Annotated in this window: 23 protein-coding genes; 18 read left to right on the top strand and 5 right to left on the bottom strand. The window is 56.8% G+C overall.

Annotated features, from left to right (window positions below; genetic code table 11):
- The first annotated feature begins 564 nt into the window (after window positions 1–564).
- From KTG12_RS13120 to KTG12_RS13035, 18 genes are all read left to right on the top strand, one after another.
- Window positions 565–1317: a ParA family protein gene (locus KTG12_RS13120; RefSeq protein WP_004295460.1), complete on the top strand. Its 753-nt coding sequence runs from the start codon at window positions 565–567 to the stop codon at window positions 1315–1317.
- A 6-nt stretch (window positions 1318–1323) separates the two neighbouring features.
- Complete coding sequence (locus KTG12_RS13115; protein WP_004319163.1) at window positions 1324–1746, top strand: DUF3408 domain-containing protein; 423 nt, start codon at window positions 1324–1326, stop codon at window positions 1744–1746.
- A gap of 41 nt (window positions 1747–1787) precedes the next feature.
- Window positions 1788–2207, top strand: a complete 420-nt coding sequence (locus KTG12_RS13110; RefSeq protein WP_004295458.1) for a DUF3408 domain-containing protein — start codon at window positions 1788–1790, stop codon at window positions 2205–2207.
- Window positions 2204–2944 carry a hypothetical protein gene (locus KTG12_RS13105; protein WP_141404830.1) on the top strand — a complete coding sequence of 247 codons (741 nt, stop codon included), beginning with the start codon at window positions 2204–2206 and terminating at the stop codon, window positions 2942–2944. The genes KTG12_RS13110 and KTG12_RS13105 overlap by 4 nt, the downstream gene beginning before the upstream one ends.
- A 145-nt stretch (window positions 2945–3089) precedes the next feature.
- Window positions 3090–3392 (top strand): DUF4134 domain-containing protein, encoded by a 303-nt coding sequence (locus tag KTG12_RS13100; protein ID WP_004303800.1) that lies wholly within the window; start codon window positions 3090–3092, stop codon window positions 3390–3392.
- Between the two features lie 20 nt (window positions 3393–3412).
- Window positions 3413–3739 (top strand): DUF4133 domain-containing protein, encoded by a 327-nt coding sequence (locus KTG12_RS13095; RefSeq protein WP_029427933.1) that lies wholly within the window; start codon window positions 3413–3415, stop codon window positions 3737–3739.
- Complete coding sequence (locus KTG12_RS13090) at window positions 3736–6231, top strand: TraG family conjugative transposon ATPase (protein WP_009132159.1); 2496 nt, start codon at window positions 3736–3738, stop codon at window positions 6229–6231. Before KTG12_RS13095 ends, KTG12_RS13090 begins: the two co-directional genes overlap by 4 nt.
- 14 nt (window positions 6232–6245) lie before the next feature.
- The gene (locus tag KTG12_RS13085) at window positions 6246–6560 is read left to right on the top strand and encodes a DUF3876 domain-containing protein (protein ID WP_004303798.1); all 315 of its coding nucleotides are present in this window, start codon (window positions 6246–6248) and stop codon (window positions 6558–6560) included.
- Between the two features lie 35 nt (window positions 6561–6595).
- Window positions 6596–7216 carry a DUF4141 domain-containing protein gene (locus tag KTG12_RS13080; protein ID WP_004295452.1) on the top strand — a complete coding sequence of 207 codons (621 nt, stop codon included), beginning with the start codon at window positions 6596–6598 and terminating at the stop codon, window positions 7214–7216.
- A gap of 19 nt (window positions 7217–7235) precedes the next feature.
- Window positions 7236–8315 (top strand): conjugative transposon protein TraJ, encoded by a 1080-nt coding sequence (gene traJ / locus KTG12_RS13075; RefSeq protein WP_007851775.1) that lies wholly within the window; start codon window positions 7236–7238, stop codon window positions 8313–8315.
- Window positions 8316–8326: 11 nt separating this feature from the next.
- Entirely contained in the window at window positions 8327–8950 is a 624-nt protein-coding gene (gene traK, locus KTG12_RS13070) for a conjugative transposon protein TraK (RefSeq protein WP_134770763.1), read from the top strand.
- 4 nt (window positions 8951–8954) lie between these two features.
- Entirely contained in the window at window positions 8955–9254 is a 300-nt protein-coding gene (locus KTG12_RS13065; RefSeq protein WP_004295449.1) for a TraL conjugative transposon family protein, read from the top strand.
- Complete coding sequence (gene traM, locus KTG12_RS13060; protein WP_029427936.1) at window positions 9229–10509, top strand: conjugative transposon protein TraM; 1281 nt, start codon at window positions 9229–9231, stop codon at window positions 10507–10509. The genes KTG12_RS13065 and traM overlap by 26 nt, the downstream gene beginning before the upstream one ends.
- Before the next feature lie 72 nt (window positions 10510–10581).
- Window positions 10582–11502 (top strand): conjugative transposon protein TraN, encoded by a 921-nt coding sequence (traN, locus tag KTG12_RS13055; RefSeq protein ID WP_004303795.1) that lies wholly within the window; start codon window positions 10582–10584, stop codon window positions 11500–11502.
- 1 nt (window position 11503) lies between these two features.
- On the top strand, window positions 11504–12088 hold the full coding sequence (locus KTG12_RS13050; protein WP_004303789.1) for a conjugal transfer protein TraO: 585 nt from the start codon (window positions 11504–11506) through the stop codon (window positions 12086–12088).
- A 13-nt stretch (window positions 12089–12101) separates the two neighbouring features.
- On the top strand, window positions 12102–12545 hold the full coding sequence (locus KTG12_RS13045) for a DUF3872 domain-containing protein (RefSeq protein WP_004303788.1): 444 nt from the start codon (window positions 12102–12104) through the stop codon (window positions 12543–12545).
- A gap of 63 nt (window positions 12546–12608) precedes the next feature.
- A complete protein-coding gene (locus tag KTG12_RS13040; RefSeq protein ID WP_216945451.1) occupies window positions 12609–14561 on the top strand; it encodes a DUF4116 domain-containing protein in 1953 nt (650 codons plus the stop codon).
- A gap of 361 nt (window positions 14562–14922) precedes the next feature.
- The gene (locus KTG12_RS13035) at window positions 14923–15309 is read left to right on the top strand and encodes a hypothetical protein (protein WP_004295441.1); all 387 of its coding nucleotides are present in this window, start codon (window positions 14923–14925) and stop codon (window positions 15307–15309) included.
- A gap of 56 nt (window positions 15310–15365) precedes the next feature.
- Here KTG12_RS13035 and KTG12_RS13030 read toward each other — a convergent pair whose 3' ends face one another.
- From KTG12_RS13030 to KTG12_RS13010, 5 genes are read right to left on the bottom strand one after another with little or no spacing between them, the layout of a single operon-like run.
- The gene (locus KTG12_RS13030; protein WP_004295440.1) at window positions 15366–15569 is read right to left on the bottom strand and encodes a hypothetical protein; all 204 of its coding nucleotides are present in this window, start codon (window positions 15567–15569) and stop codon (window positions 15366–15368) included.
- Window positions 15553–15732 carry a hypothetical protein gene (locus KTG12_RS13025; RefSeq protein ID WP_004295439.1) on the bottom strand — a complete coding sequence of 60 codons (180 nt, stop codon included), beginning with the start codon at window positions 15730–15732 and terminating at the stop codon, window positions 15553–15555. The genes KTG12_RS13030 and KTG12_RS13025 overlap by 17 nt, the downstream gene beginning before the upstream one ends.
- A gap of 4 nt (window positions 15733–15736) precedes the next feature.
- Window positions 15737–16003, bottom strand: coding sequence for a hypothetical protein (locus KTG12_RS13020; protein ID WP_004295438.1), 267 nt, complete (start codon window positions 16001–16003; stop codon window positions 15737–15739).
- Window positions 16004–16049: 46 nt separating this feature from the next.
- Window positions 16050–16367: a hypothetical protein gene (locus tag KTG12_RS13015; protein ID WP_004295436.1), complete on the bottom strand. Its 318-nt coding sequence runs from the start codon at window positions 16365–16367 to the stop codon at window positions 16050–16052.
- A gap of 41 nt (window positions 16368–16408) precedes the next feature.
- Window positions 16409–16735, bottom strand: a complete 327-nt coding sequence (locus KTG12_RS13010; protein WP_004295437.1) for a hypothetical protein — start codon at window positions 16733–16735, stop codon at window positions 16409–16411.
- Between the last annotated feature and the right edge of the window lie 8 nt (window positions 16736–16743).

Here is a 16743-nt window from a genome sequence, read left to right as displayed (position 1 = left end):
AAACGAGAATCGTGCAGCAGAAAACACAGCTTGCTATTTGCCCTTTGCAAATACCTTCTGCCCGCTCGCGGACAGAACATTGAAAGAGCCGCCGTAAAACGGGGCAAGGACGGCTTCATTAGCGTCGGGATCGTTCACGAGGCAAAGATACCGACCTATTCAATCACTTGTGCCATAAGCGATTACGCCACTTGCGTCCACTTTGACGCCACACGCGGCCATAGCGGAAAAAGAGCATACAACCCGTGTTTTTAAGGGTTTACTTTGCACGTGAGAACGGATACGGGCAATGACACATCCCCCTGTCCGCACACGTGTGGACGGATGCAGAAAACATCGTGTGCAGAGGAAAAAGCGGGTCTTTGTCCGGATAAGCAAATGCGGTTGCGCATGAGTATAAAATCGGACACGCGCCCATGCACCGGCATACCGGCGTAACAGCCTGCCAGCGCACCAGCATATATGCGTGCCGGCATACCAGCATAAAATCTCATGCCGTCACTTGTCCGGATACGTGAAGAGATGAACGATTACCCGATTGTATAACTAAAAACGCATGGAACAATGAAAGAGAAAACGAAATTCGTGGCCTTCTCCACCCAGAAAGGCGGAGCGGGCAAAACCACCCTCACGGTGCTGGCAGCCTCTTACCTGCACTATGTAAAGGGTTTCAATGTCGCGGTCATCGACTGCGATTATCCCCAACACTCCATCGTGGAGATGCGGGAACGTGACCTGAAGCTTGCCCTCGAAGACGAACATTACAAGAGGTTAGCTTACGAACAATTCACCCGGCTTCAAAAGAAAGCCTATCCTGTCGTGGAAAGCAACACGAAAGAGGCGTTGGCCGATGCCGACTACCTCCTGCCGCAAGGTGATTTCGATTATGTGTTCTTCGACCTTCCCGGTACGATCAATAACGAGGATCTGATTCATTCCCTGGCCGGAATGGATTATCTCGTCGCCCCGATCAGTGCCGACCGGGTTGTCATGGAAAGCACCCTGAATTACGCGGTTGTGGTAAAGGAGCATATCATGGGCCGCGAGAAGTCCCGGATGAAAGGGCTGTATATGCTATGGAACATGGTGGACGGACGTGAAAAGACAGAGTTATATCAGGTTTACGAGGCGGTAATGAAAGAGCTGGGTCTTCCTGTTCTGAAGACCTTCCTGCCTGACACCAAGCGTTTTCGTCGTGAGCAGAACGCCAGCCGTCGCTCTGTCTTCCGCTCCACGCTCTTCCCGGCAGACCGTTCTTTGATCCGGGGCAGCAACCTGGATAAACTCGTGGATGAATTGATCGAACTGTTAAAGTAGGATCTTATGAGCGGAAAAGAACATGACGACGGTTTGGACGCTTCCTTCATCATCAGCCAGGCCAAAAGCCGAAACCGGCCATTACATCCTTACACGCCGGAAAAAGAGGAGGAGGCATCGGCTCTATCGGAACCGTCCGGCGAGGCCGCCGCCTCGCCGGCTACGAAAGAGGAGGGACGCCGCCGAAGAGGGAAAGGCCAGGATTACGAGCGTCTTTTTATCCGGAACGCCCCCTCCAATACCCGAAGCGGCAAAACGGTGTATATCCGCAAGGAGTTTCACGAGCGTATAACCCGGATAGTGCAGGTTATCGGTAAGAACGAACTCTCGCTGTATAGCTACCTGGACAATGTGCTGGAGCAGCATTTCGCGACCTATCAGGAGGAAATTTCGGAACTCTACAAGAAACGGAACTCCGATATTTTTTAGTTATGAACCCAATATTTACAACCTATTAAAAACAATCCATCATGTCAGACAAAGCAATTATTTTATCTGTTATCCTGGCGGCCGTCCTTTGCGTCGCCGTGCCCTTCATCTTCCGCGTGTGCCGCTACCGGCGCAGGATGAAAACCCTTATCGTCCCCGACGGCCCTTCGGGGGAGGTCGCCGTGGGGACTGTCCCCACCCCCGAGGCCGAGTACCTGGCCCGTTACATCTGCCTGCTGCGGCTGCCTTTCGCCGGTAACAAGCACGTGAAGATACGTCCGTCGTATCACGAGCGTATCCGCGAGATCACCCGTGTCATCGGTCGTGGCGACGTGACGATCACGGCCTACGTGGACAAGGTTCTCAAGGCGCACCTGGACGATAACCGGGAAACCATCGAGCGGCTTTTCGAGGAACGCGAGGCCGTGGCCTCCCGGCAACCCAAAGCGGAGGAGCGATGAACGGGGCGTTGTGGCTGCTGCCCCTCTTTGCCGTGGGGTATGCCTTGTGGGCGTTTTTCCGCCTGCGGCGGATGGAACGTAACGAACCGGCAGACGGGATCGTTGCCGAAGACACGCCCTGCCGGCAGGAGATCATCGGCAGGAGCCGCTTTGTCCTCGACCCGCGCCACTCCCGGCCACAAGCTGCCGTAGAATCTGAAACTGAAAAAGTTACGGAAAAAGCCGATATATTTGTGCCCACGAATGTACCCGAACACCCCCGGCAGATTCCGCCGGAAGACCTGGATGAAGTGTTCGGTGTCGCTCCCGAGTGGGAGCCTAACGAACCTCTGGAAATCGACTTTCCGCTGTACGATGAATCTTTCCCGGATGCGGACGCGGAGGAGCCGGATTATGACGAGGATGAAGACGACACCGAAGAGCTGCCCCTTTTGGGCCGCTCGCTTGCCCAGGGGGTTAGTTTTGAACAGATGGGCGAAGCCTACCGCCACGTGGTACATGATCCACCTTCAACAGACGAGCAAAGGGAGGAAACGGGACGTGTCCTCCTGGGCCTGAAACAGACCGACATGTTCGAGGTCATCGTTTCGGGCCGCCCCGACGGGAACGACAGGGTAAAATCCCTGATCGACACCTACCTCTCGGCCTTTCACCGGCGTATGTCCGAGAGGTCTGCGGAAAGCCCATCTCCGCAGGGTTCGGTTCCCACGGGTTTCGACGTCCGTGAGTTTGTTTAACCCCATAATGACATCACGATGAAAGAAAAAGACTACGGGTAGCACGTGAGGCTATCCTCGAACCACTGAAAAAATCCGAATCAAGAAGTTTAACCCGGTGCGGGGCCTATCCATCCCCGCGCCACAATTCAAACATTATCGAGTTATGAGAAAGAACAAGATTCTTCTTCCGGCGGCATTTCTCTTTGCCGCCATCTCCTCCGCTTTCGCGCAGGGCAACGGCATCGCCGGCATTACGGAGGCTACCAACATGGTAACCAGCTACTTCGATCCCGGAACGAAGCTCATCTACGCGATTGGGGCTGTGGTCGGCCTTATCGGCGGGATCAAGGTCTATAACAAGTTTTCGAGCGGCGACCCCGACACGTCGAAGACCGCCGCGAGCTGGTTCGGCGCGTGTATTTTCCTGATTGTCGCCGCGACGATCCTACGCTCTTTCTTCTTGTAGTCCAACCTGTCATGCAAATAATTATGGAATATGGAATCAACAAGGGAATCGGCAAGAGCGTGGAGTTCCGGGGCCTGAAGGCGCAGTACCTCTTCATCTTCGCGGGCGGCCTGCTGGCCGTCTTCGTGGTGTTCGTCATCCTCTACATGGCAGGGGTCGATCAGTGGGTATGTATCGCTTTCGGCGTTGCGGCGGCTTCGGTGCTGGTCTGGCTTACCTTCCGCCTGAACGCCCGTTACGGGGAACACGGGCTGATGAAGCTGTTCGCCGCGCGCCGGCATCCCCGCTACCTGCTCAACCGCAAGTCCCTGCGCCGGTTGCTGAAAAGAAAGGGGGGCCGCGTATGAGAAACATCTTGAAAGCCACCACGCTGGAAAGCAAGTTCCCGCTCCTGGCCGTGGAAGGCGGTTGTATCATCAGCAAGGACGCGGACATAACGGTCGCCTATCGGGTCGAACTCCCGGAGCTGTTCACCGTCACGTCCGCCGAGTACGAGGCGATCCACGCCGCCTGGTGCAAGGCCCTGAAGGTCTTGCCCGAATACAGCGTGGTACACAAGCAGGACTGGTTCATCCGCGAGCGTTACCGCCCGGCCACGGGCGAGGGGGACATGAGTTTCCTCTCCCGCAGTTACGAGCGGCATTTCAACGAGCGTCCGTTCCTGACCCACGCCTGCTTCCTCTACCTGACGAAAACGACGAGGGAGCGTATGCACATGCGTTCAGACTTCTCGACCCTCTGCCGGGGCAACATCATTCCCAAAGAGGTAAACCGGGAATCGGCGACAAAATTCCTGGAGGCGGCGGAACAGTTCGAGCGTATTCTGAACGATTCGGGTTTCCTGACCCTTGTCCGCCTCACGGGGGACGAGATCACGGGTACGGCGGATTGTCCGGGCCTGCTGGAGCGGTACTTTTCCCTCTCGCTCTCGGAGACGACTTCTCTTCAGGACATCGAGCTGGGGGCCGAGGTTCTGCGCGTGGGCAACAAACGGGTGTGCCTGCACACGCTCTCGGACACGGAAGACCTGCCGGGGCGCGTGGGTACGGATACCCGTTACGAGCGTCTTTCCACCGACCGTTCGGACTGCCTGCTCTCGTTCGCGGCCCCCGTGGGGCTTCTGCTTTCCTGCGACCACCTTTACAACCAGTACGTGTTCCTGGAAGACAGCGACGAAAACCTGCGTATGTTCGAGAAACGTGCGCGCAACATGCAGTCCCTTTCCCGCTACTCCCGCGGAAACCAGATAAACAAGGAGTGGATCGACCAGTATCTCAACGAGGCGCACTCGTTCGGTCTTCAATCCGTCCGGGCCCATTTCAACGTGCTGGCCTGGTCGGACGACGTGCAGGAGCTCCGGCATATCCGCAATGATGTGGGCAGCCAGCTCGCTCTGATGGAGTGCCGCCCGCGCCACAACACCGTGGACGCCGCCACGCTCTACTGGGCGGGTATGCCGGGCAACGCGGGGGATTTCCCCGCCGAGGAATCGTTCTACACGTTCATCGAGCCCGCGGTCTGTTTCTTCACGGAGGAAACCAACTATAAATCCTCGTCCAGCCCTTTCGGCATCAAGCTGTGCGACCGCGTAAGCGGCAGGCCCCTGCACCTGGACATCTCGGACGAACCGATGAAAAAAGGGATCATTACCAACAGGAATAAATTCGTGTTAGGCGGCTCGGGGTCAGGCAAGTCATTCTTTATGAATCATTTAGTCCGCCAATACTGGGAGCAGGGCACGCATGTCGTGCTGGTGGATACCGGTAACAGCTACCAGGGCCTTTGCGAGCTGATCCGGCGTAAGACCAAAGGTGAGGACGGCGTGTATTTTACCTATACCGAGGAACATCCCATCAGTTTCAACCCGTTCTACACCGACGACTACTATTTCGACGTGGAGAAGAAGGACAGCATCAAGACGCTGCTGCTGACACTCTGGAAAACCGAGGACGACAAGATCACGAAGACCGAGAGCGGCGAGCTGGGCAGTGCCGTGAACGCCTATATCGAGCGTATCCGCGCCGACCGGAATATCGTGCCGTGTTTTGACAGTTTCTACGAGTACCTGCGGGACGACTACCGCCGCGAGCTGGAGGAGCGGGAGATCCGGGTCAGCCGCGAGGATTTCAACATCGACAACATGCTCATCACCCTGCGGCAGTATTATAAGGGCGGACGCTACGACTTCCTTCTGAACTCCCGGGCCAACATCGACCTGCTCTCGAAGCGCTTCGTGGTCTTCGAGGTGGATTCCATCAAGGAAAACAAGGAGCTTTTTCCCGTGGTCACCATCATCATCATGGAGGCTTTCATAAACAAGATGAGACGGCTCAAGGGGGTACGCAAACAGCTCATAGTCGAGGAGGCCTGGAAGGCGCTATCTACGGCTAATATGGCTGAATATCTGCGTTATATGTATAAAACCGTCCGCAAATACTACGGTGAGGCCATCGTTGTGACGCAGGAGGTCGAGGACATCATTTCCAGCCCGGTGGTCAAGGAGGCGATCATCAACAACTCGGACTGCAAGATCCTGCTCGACCAGCGCAAGTTCATGAACCGTTTCGACGCGATTCAGTCCTTGTTGGGGCTGACCGACAAGGAGAAGGCGCAGATTCTCTCGATCAACCAGTCCAACGACCCTTCCCGTAAATACAAGGAGGTCTGGATCGGTCTGGGCGGCGTTCAGTCGGCGGTCTATGCCACGGAGGTCAGCGTCCCGGAGTACCTGGCCTACACGACCGAGGAAACGGAGAAAGTGGAGGTACAGCGGCTTGCCGGCGAGCTGGGCGGTGATATGGAACTGGCGATCAGGCAGCTCGCCGAGGGCAAACGTTAAAGGGAGGGCAGGCCATGTATCGCAAGTGTATCGGATCAGACCCCACGGCGGCGCGTTTGGACTTCGCGCTGTACGAGGTGGCGGGCGAGTGGGAAAGCCGCTCGGGTTCTCCCCGGGTTCGCATCTACCGCAACCCGGGACGCCGGGGCGGCGGTTTTTACGTGGAGGTGTCCTACAAGGACGGGACACGCTTCTCCCGTCCCGTGAGGAAGTATTGGGGAGGTATCCGTTACTTCGACCTCTACGGGTATGTCGCCCTGGCCTACGATGCGGGGCGCGAGGTGCTCCAGCTCTCCGCCTACGGGGATTATTACCGGGCGTCGGAATGACCGCCCAAGTATTCACGAATTAAATAATGAAAAGGATGAAACGATTGATTTTAACGCTGTTCGTGGGGCTTCTTTGCTTCACGTACCAGGCAAAAGCGCAGTGGACGGTCATCGACCCGTCGAACCTCGTTCAGAACATCAAGAGCGCGGTTCAAAGCTCGACCACGGCGACCAACATGGTCAAGTCGCTGCAAGAGAGTATCAAGATTTATAACCAGAGCAAGGCTTACTACGACGCCCTCAAATCGGTGCATAACATCATCAAGGATGCCCGGAAGGTGAAGCTGACGCTCGAAATGGTCAGCGAGATCACGGAAATCTACACCTCGGGATTCAACCGTATGGTTTCAGACCCGAACTTCACGGTGGACGAGCTGGCGGCGATCTCGGCGGGTTACGCCCGGTTGCTGGAGGAGGGCGGTGCGCTGGTGGCGGAACTCAAGACGGTCATAACCGGCGGCAACGGCCTCTCGCTCTCGGACAAGGAGCGGATGGACGTGGTGGATCAGGTTTACACGAAGATGCTGGAGTACCGCAACCTCACGCGCTATTACACGCGCAAGACCATCTCCGTGTCCTTCATCCGCAGCCGCGAAAAGGGCGACGCGCACCGGGTGCTGGCACTTTACGGGAACCCGAACGACAGATATTGGTAACCTGAAAACGGAGGCAGTCATGGATTTCGACAATTTACACCAGGTTCTCCGGAACCTGTACCAGGAGATGATGCCGCTATGCGGCGACATGATCGGGGTGGCGAAAGGTATCGCCGGCCTGGGTGCGCTCTTTTACGTGGCTTACCGGGTATGGAAGGCACTGGCCAGCGCGGAGCCTATCGACGTGTTCCCGCTCCTGCGGCCTTTCGCCATCGGCTTGTGCGTGATGTTCTTTCCCACCGTGGTTCTGGGGACGATCAACGCCGTGATGTCGCCCGTGGTGCAGGGCACGCACGCCATACTGGAGGGGCAGACATTGGATTTGCAGGCATACCAGCAACAGAAGGACGATTTGGAAGCCGAGGCCCGCAGGCGCGAGGGCAAGGCTTGGTTAGTGGACGACGAGGTGTATGAACAACGGCTTGCGGATATGGGTATCACGGATTTGGGCGAGATTATCAGCATGTGGGCCGAACGCACGTGGTACGACATCAAGGCCGGTTTCCGGCAGCTTGTCCGGGACTTCTTCGAGTTGTTGTTCAACGCCGCGGGGCTTACCATCGACACGCTGCGGACATTCTTTTTAGTCGTGCTGTCGATTCTGGGGCCCTTGTCGTTCGCCCTCTCCATTTACGACGGCTTCCACTCGACGCTCGCGAGCTGGATTTCCCGCTATATCAGCGTGTACCTTTGGCTTCCCATCGCCGACCTGTTCTCCGCGGTGCTGGCCAAGATCCAGACGTTGATGCTCCAGGCGGACGTCCTGGCCCTGCAAGACCCCAACTACATTCCCGACAGCGGCAGCGGTGTCTATATTATCTTTTTGATTATAGGTATCATAGGCTATTTCACGATCCCCACCGTTGCCGAGTGGGTGATCCAGTCGGGCGGAGCCGGTGGGGCTATGGGCGGTATCAACAAGGCCGGGGCATTCGCCACGGGTGTCGCGGGCGGTATCGCCGGCAACATGATCGGCCGCACGTTCGGGCGTCGCGGCGGTGGCGGTTCCTCCTCCGGTAACGGCGGCGGTGGCCCGGCTTCGGGCAGTGCCCCCAACGGGCGCAACCTGGCAACACAAGGTAACAATAATCATTCATAACAATTTGGACAATGGAATTCAAGTCATTAAAAAACATCGAAACAAGTTTCAGGCAGATTCGGTTTTTCGGTATCGTGTTCCTCTGCCTGTGCGCGCTGGTATCCGTGTTCAGCGTGGTCGCGAGCTTCCGTTTCGCCGAAAAGCAGCGCGAGAAGATCTACGTCCTGGACGGGGGCAAGTCGCTGATGCTGGCGCTCTCGCAGGATTTGAGCCAGAACCGCCCCGTGGAGGCGCGCGAACATATCCGGCGTTTTCACGAGTTGTTCTTCACCCTCTCGCCCGACCGTGCGGCCATCGAGAGCAACATCAACCGTGCGCTGTTCCTGGTCGATAAGAGCGCCTTCGCCTATTACCAGGACATGCAGGAGAAAGGTTACTACAACCGTGTGGTGTCGGGGAACATCAGCCAGCGTATCGAGGTGGACTCCGTGGTGTGCGACTTCAACGCCTATCCCTACCGGGCCATGACCTATGCCCGGCAAATGATTGTCCGCGAGAGCAACATCACCGAGCGTTCGCTGGTCACGCGCTGCGAGCTGATCAACTCGGGGCGTTCGGACAATAACCCGCAGGGTTTCATCATGGAGAAATTCGAGATTCTGGAGAACCGCGATTTACGTACATTAAAAAGATAAGGCTATGGCAAAGAAGAGAATAAAGGCTTTCGGGGAGTGGGTCGAAGACCACCTGCGCCGCGCTTGCGGGGCGCTCTCGCCCGATAAGCGGATTATCGTGATCCTCACGCTGCTCTTGTTCTTTTCCGTCTTGTCGCTCTACTTTACCGTGTCTTCCATCTACCGCTTCGGCAAGGGAGCCGGGGAACGGATGCAGATACGGCATATCGAGCGGCTGGAGCTGGAATTAAGACAACGGCAGGAGGCCGACAGTGTAAAACATCTAAAAGATTTCAATTATGACGACGAACGAAAAACAGAATAAACAGCCGGAGGCGGGGAAAAAGGAACTCACGCCCCGGCAGATACAGATGCGGAAGAAGATGGTGGTCTTCCCGCTCTTTTTCCTGGCCTTTGCCGGGTGCATGTGGCTGATCTTCTCCCCCGGCGAAAAAGAACGGGAGGAGCCTTCGGCGGGTTTCAACACGGAGCTGCCGACCCCGGAATCGGAGGGTATCCTCTCGGACAAGCGTGATGCCTACGTGCAGGAGGAGATGCGGCGCAGGGAGCGGGAAAAGATGCGCTCCTTGCAGGATTTCGCGTTCGGGATGGAGGACGAGGAGGAAGAGCCTGTCATGCCCGCTGCCGTGCCGGATAAGTCTTCCGGCTCTGCCGGCGGTTCGTCGGGAGCTTTCCGGACTTCCCGTGCCGCCTATGCCGACATCAACCGCCAGTTAGGCAGTTTCTACGAGGAGACCGCCGGTGAAACGGGGGAAGAGCGCGAGATGCAGGCCCGCATCGAGGAACTGGAACGCCGCCTGGAAGAACAGCAGGCGCAGAAAACGGCCCAGGAGGAGCAGGTGGCGCTGCTGGAGAAGTCCTACGAGATCGCCGCCCGCTACATGAACGGCGGTCAGGCCCCTGAAGCCCCGCGTCAGAAAACCTCCGTTTCCGGCAAGGCTTCCGTGCAGCCCGTGCGCCAGGTGCGCCGTAACATCGTGTCGCTGCTCGCCGCCCCGCTGCCCGATTCGGTCTTCGCCCGTGAGTTCGTCAAGCCCCGGAACTGGGGTTTCAACACGGTGGGGAGCGACCTTCGCGAGCCCGAGCGTAACAGTATCCGTGCCGCCGTGCAGCAAACCGTGACGCTCACCGATGGCGGGGAGGTTACTTTCCGGCTGCTGGAACCGATGATGGCGGGAGATCTGCTCATCCCCTCGGGTACGCCCGTAACGGGGGCGGCGAGGATCAACGGCGAACGGCTGACGGTCAAGGTCAGCGCTGTCCAGCACGGCGGGGCGGTCGTTCCGGTCGATCTGTCGGTCTATGACACGAACGGCAACGAGGGTATTCCCGTGCCGGGGTCGGAAGAACTCAATGCCGTGAAGGAGATCGCCGCCAATATGGGCGCGGGCATGGGCAGCAGTATCACGATCACGGACGATGCCGGTTCGCAACTGCTCTCCGACCTGGGGCGCAGCGCCATCCAGGGCGTGTCGCAATACGTGAGCAAGAAGATGCGCTCGGTCAAGGTCACGCTCAAGGCCGGTTACAGCGTCCTGTTGCTCCCGCCCCTTCAATAAGGGTACAAACGACGTACTTCCGTACACCACTGAAAAAATCCATTTTTATCAACAATCAAAAATTTATCGAGTATGAAAAAGATTCTTCTGGCACTCGCTTTTATCGGGTGCATGTTCGCTGCCCACGCGCAGGAAAAGCCCTCCACGGGCGATTTGTACGACGGTCTTACCCGTCCGCTGACTTTCAACCGGGTTATCCCGCCCTACGCGCTGGAGGTGACGTTCAGCAAGACCGTGCATGTGATTTTCCCCTCGGCCATCCGTTACGTCGATCTGGGGTCTTCGGATCTTCTGGCGGCGAAAGCCGACGGCACGGAAAACGTGCTGCGTGTAAAGGCGGCCCTGCGTGATTTCTCGCGCGAGAGCAACCTTTCGGTCATTACCGAGGACGGGGCCTATTACAGCTTCAATGTCAAGTATGCCGACGAGCCGGTGAAACTGTCGGTCGAGATGGCGGACTTCCTGCATGACGGGGAGGCGGTAAACCGCCCCAATAACGCGCTGGACATCTATTTGCAGGAGTTGGGATGCGAATCTCCGCTGCTGGTCAAACTGATCATGCAGTCCATTTACAAGAATGACCGCCGCGAGATCAAGCATATCGGTTGCAAGCGTTTCGGGGTACAATACCTCCTCAAAGGTATCTACGTGCATAACGACCTGCTTTATTTCCACCTCCAACTGAAAAACTCCTCCAACGTGCCTTTCAACGTGGACTACCTGACGTTCAAGATTACGGACAAGAAGGTGGCCAAACGCACGGCCATCCAGGAGCAGGTCGTATGGCCCGTGCGTGCGTACAACAACGTGCAGGTCATCGGCGGCAAGCGTACCGAGCGCATGGTCTTCACGCTCCCGAAGTTCACGCTGGCCGACGACAAGCAGCTGGTCGTGGAACTGCACGAGCAGCAGGGCGGGCGACACCAGACTTTCACGGTGGAGAATGCCGACCTGGTGCGCGCACGTGTTATCAACGAGTTAAAGGTAAAGTGATATGAAACGGGCGATATTCATTCTCACGCTGGGGTTATGCCTCCTCCTTTCGGACGGGGCGCACGCCCAGCGTGCCCTGCCCGCCATGCGCGGGCTGGAAATACGGGGAGGCATGACCGACGGCTTCTATACCCGGGACAGCCGCAGCGAAACGGGCTACTGGTTCGGGCTGGCCATGAGCCGCTACGCGAAGAATGCCGACAAGTGGGTGTTCGGCGCGGAGTTCCTGAACCGTTATTACCCCTACAAGTCGGAACGTATCCCTGTGGCGCAGTTCACGGCCGAGGGCGGTTACTATTACAAGTTCCTCGCCGACCCGTCCAGGACTTTTTTCTTCTACCTCGGCGGCTCGGCGCTGGCCGGTTACGAGAGTGTGAACCGGGGCGAGAGGCGGCTCTATGACGGCTCTACGCTCCGCCACCGCGACCGTTTCCTCTATGGCGGGGCCGTCACGCTGGAGATCGATGCGTACCTGACCGACAGGATTATCCTCTCGCTGACGGGGCGTGAGCGTATCCTATGGGGCACTACAACGGGACATTTCCACGCGCAGTTCGGCCTGGGCGTGAAATTCATAATCCATTAAACTTGCAAGCGACATGAAAAAGATGAAAAAGATATTGGCCCTGGCGGTCTGGATCGCCGCCCTGGGTCTTTTATGCGCATCCTGCGACAACGGGCTGGATATACAGCAGGCGTACACGTTCTCTCTGGAAACGATGCCCGTTCAGAAGCGAATCTCCGTTGGTGAAACCGCTGAAATCCGCTGCACGCTCGTGCGGGAGGGGAGATATGACGGCGCGCGTTACACGATCCGCTATTTCCAGCCCGACGGGCGCGGTGAGTTGAGGATGGACGACGGTACGGTGTTCCTGCCCAACGACCGCTATCCGCTCGACCGTGAGGTGTTCCGCCTCTATTACACATCGCGCAGCGATGACCAGCAGGCCATCGACGTCTATGTCGAGGACAACACGGGTCAGGTCGTGAAGACCTCCTTCACGTTCCAGAGCGAGAACGGGACGGAGGAAACGGAACGATAACGGAATATGTCTAACCAAGAGAAGCGCCCGTCACCCGGGCGCTTTCCATAAATACTGAAAACCATGACAGAGCAAGAGAGAATAGATATAGCCTATCTCGATACGGGGGTGTACGAGAACCCGTGGCGCGAGAACCTTTTCGAGACGCTGCCCGAGGATCGGAAAACGGCGGAAGTCTGCCGTTTCGCCATCAAGAAATCGGCTTTCAACATCGAGTTCGTTCCCGAAGCGATGAAAACGCCGGAACTTTGTCTTGCCGCGGCCGGCCACCGGGGCGAAACACTGAAATTCGTCCCTGACCGTCTGAAGACACCGAAAATGTGCCGTGCCGCCGTCGATAGCAACAGCTACGCGCTGTATTACGTTCCGGAGGGGTTGAAGACCCCCGAACTGTGCATGGCGGCCGTGAAGCGCAACGGTCTGGTGCTGGAGGCCGTCCCCGGGGAATTGAGGACGCCGCAAATATGCCGTGCGGCGTTGAAAGCGGTGGACAGTGCCGATTACAAGATACTCCCTTACATTCCGTATCCCGATATATGCCTGGAAGGGCTGAAAAAATTCGGGATGTCGTTCGTGGACAAGTTCGAGATTTTCGCCTCCATTGCCCCGGAGGTCATGACCGGGGAGCTGGCCCTTCACGGCGTGGGGATGGACGCGTCCTGCCTTTCGCTCGTGCCGGTGGAACTGCGCACGGAGGCAGTCTGCCTGCGTGCCGTCAGCGGGGACGGCATCCTGCTCCATGAAGTGCCGGAGGAATTACGCACGGAACGGGTCTGCGAGGCCGCCGTGTCCTCGAACTACCTGGCACTGGAGTACGTTCCGAAACATCTGAAAACCGACCGTCTGTGCGGGATGGCGCTGGAGCGCGATCCCCTGGCCATCCGCTTTTTCAACCCCGAACAGCTCACGCCGGAGGTCTGCAACCGGGCGTTGGCCCGTACCGACGACCTGCGTGTCCTCCGCTATATCCCCTTCGAGGAGATACACCTGAAAGTGTTGGGGTTCTATTGCACGAATTACGATAAGACCTTCGATTTTTTGGAGAACATGAACCCCTGGTTCCTCACGCCGAGGGTGGCCCGGGAAATTTTCGCCCTGGAGCCGGAGCTGTTCTACAACCTTCCCGACCACGCCAAGAACGAGGAGATGTGCCGCCGGGCCGTCGGGCACGACGGGAGCTACCTGCAATATGTCCCCGAGAAGTGGAAAACGCCGGAGTTGTGCATGGAGGCCATACGGCGCAGTCCCTATGCCATCGCCCACCTGCCCGAGAGCATGAAAAGCCCGGATCTATACATGAGCCTGGTGCGGGAGAACCCGCAAAACCTGAAAGGCGTCCCCCGCGAAGCCCGGACGCCGGAGATGAGCCGGGAGGCTTTCGAGCGTACCTACGGGAAGGACAAAACCGATTTCTCGGTTATCAGCGCGTTGAGCGACCCCGCCCTGGTCTTGCAGGTGTTCCGCGAGCAGGACGACCCGCAGCAGATACACCGGTTGATGAGTGTCCTGCACCTGAACCGCCGGCTTGTAACGGAGGAGGTGGCGTTGGAGGCCGTTCGCAAGGATGCGGGGGTGCTGTACGACATTCCCCAGACGGCCATCACGCCGCTCGTGGCCGATACGGCCGTGCGGGGCGACCCGAGGATGATCCAGTGGATTCCGAGGGAGCTTCGCACGTCGGATCTGTGCCTCTATGCCGAGGCCGCCCATCCCGAGTTGCGGGTTTACGTTCCCGACGAGATAGCAAAGGGACGTAATATCTATTCGTTCCACCGTCAGGTGGACGCGAAATTGCGGCAGCCGCTCGAATACGAACAATACAAGACCCTCTACTCGGGCGGCGCGGTGCGTGTGAACAACGTGTGGACGTCGGTTGCGGGTGAGATTGACTGCTGCGAGGTGCGTTACGACCGTAAGACGGAGAAACTCAAACTGCGGATCGTCGAACCGCCCAGGGAGAAGAAGGCGCAGCCGAAGGTCGCGCCCCGCAAACCCGCCCGGGGGCCGAAATTGTAGGACGGCGGGTAGTTCTTTGGCAGGAAGGTTGTTAAAAATCGCACGTGTTGTCGCCGATACCCGAATGAAATCGTTATATTTGCAATCGAATCCTCCGGCGGCGTGCCGCCGGGCGATTTACATACGGAAGGAACACATTATGGTGGGGCATTGAAAACAGCCAAATTTTAATCCGCTCGCAAAATAATGGGTAGTTCTCTTCTTCATCGTCGTGTCTATATGCGTCAAGCGTATGCGATAGCGGCGTGGGGAGAAATTATCTATCGAGTGGATGGGTGCTTGGCTGTACCTCAATGCCGGTATTTAACGTATTCTCACGCCTTTTTCGTATGGTATTTGTCTGAACCTAAAGAAAAGCGATATGGAAACGAAATCGACAAATGAGGTAAAGGGTGATTACGACCGGGTATCGGCGAGTGAATGCCTGGGGTCGCTAATCGAGTTGCACGGGATTGTCATGGAAGACGATCTGTTCGTCATTCCCGATGCGGATGGCACGGCAGTATTATACAATGACGGGAAGATACGTTTTGACGAGATCGCCGACATCGAGGTCGGCTCGGTGTTCGTGGGCATCCTGCTCCGCAACGGCTATCTGTTCTACCTTTCCCGTACCGAACCGCTCAAGACGTGCATATACACGCATGGCGGGTGGGGTTCAATCTCTGAAATTTCTCCCCGTGGCATTGCCGGACATATCGGGCGTGAACTGCACGGGAAGCTGGGCGACCATACGGCGGTCGATTGACGGGAAACAAAAAAATCGGACGGTTGTTATCGTCCGATTTTTTTCGCGTCGTATTTTCACGGCCGTTGCCTGCCGTGTTCCCGTTTCCGCCTTTGCAGGGCGAGCAGTTGCCGCAACATGTAGGCATGGTTTTCCCCCACGGTATGCCCCGAGGGCATCAGGTAAGGACTTGCGAGGCACTCCCGGCATTGGCGTACCGCCTCTTTTAAGTCGGTAACGGTTATTTCCGCTCCCGTGATGTCTTTAATCTTTGTTTCCATTCTTGTCCTGTTTTTTGGGTTCGTACCAACTGTCCCGGTAATTTTCTCCCACGAGCGAGAAAATTCCGCTCATGCCGCTTTCAGCGGCGAAATTTTTGGCTTCCCATATACCGGAAAACTCTCCCAGCAGCCGGTAGCCGATGAATAATTTGTACTTGCGCATGATTTTATCGTTTTTCCAGGTTGATAATCGGTGTGTTCTTTTGCAGCCATTCCTTCACGCTGTCCATGTTGTATTCGGATGTGATAACCGCCGTTCGGTCGTCGATTTCGGTGAAGCGCGTAGTTTCATACCCGTCGATCCACTGCTTCAGCGTGGCAACGCCCCACACCTGCGGGTCGTCGAACATGGTGTTGAGCCGCCCGATACCCTCGCCGAAGGTTACGAGCAGCGTTTCATAGGAGATTTCCTTGTTTACTTCATTCGTTTTCATATTCTCGCTTTTTACGGGCGGCTTTTGCCGCCCCGAAATTTTTTAATCAGACAAGTTCCACTCTAACCCTGCTCATGTTCGCCCAGAACACGCCGTTGCAGTAGTAGGCGTAGCCGTTATGCCAGTTGCTCCTGCGGCGTATCACGTCCTGCTCGGGTGGTCGTATCTCGATACTCGTGGTGTAGATGTTGTGTCCCACGGTAATGACGAGGTTGCACCTTCGCCATATCTCGGAATGGGTTTTGAACCCGTTTTTCCCCTCGACGAGCGCAAGGGCCGTCTTGACTGCTTCCCGAACTTCCCAATCCCACTCCCCGAAGGGTTTGAGCGGGCGTGCCATGTAGCTTTTATAGATGATTTTCATTGTTATATTTTTTTTGTAGGGCGGCTTTCGCCGCCCCGATTTTATAATTCGACAATCCTTTCCACTCTGCCGTACAACATGGAGCGTATGCTCGTCTTGTCCACGCCCTTGTATTCCGTGTAATGCCCGTACTGCTTTACCACGAATGTTTTCAGTACATCGACAAAGTTGAAACGATACCCTAAAAGCGGAATGGAGTCCTTGAAATAGGTGTTATGGTTTACCTCACGGGTAATCCAGTCTTTCTCCTCACGGGTGAGCGTTCCCCCGTCATTGAGCCGTTTGCGTAATATGTACGCTTTTGAGCCTGCAAGGCTTTCGAGTGCGGGAACGTCCCACGACACGAATTTATATGCTATTTGGTTCATTCTATTTT

The organism is Parabacteroides sp. MSK.9.14 (genome assembly GCF_019041495.1).
Taxonomy (GTDB): domain Bacteria; phylum Bacteroidota; class Bacteroidia; order Bacteroidales; family Tannerellaceae; genus Parabacteroides; species Parabacteroides merdae.
This window is presented reverse-complemented; position numbering and strand designations above follow the sequence as displayed.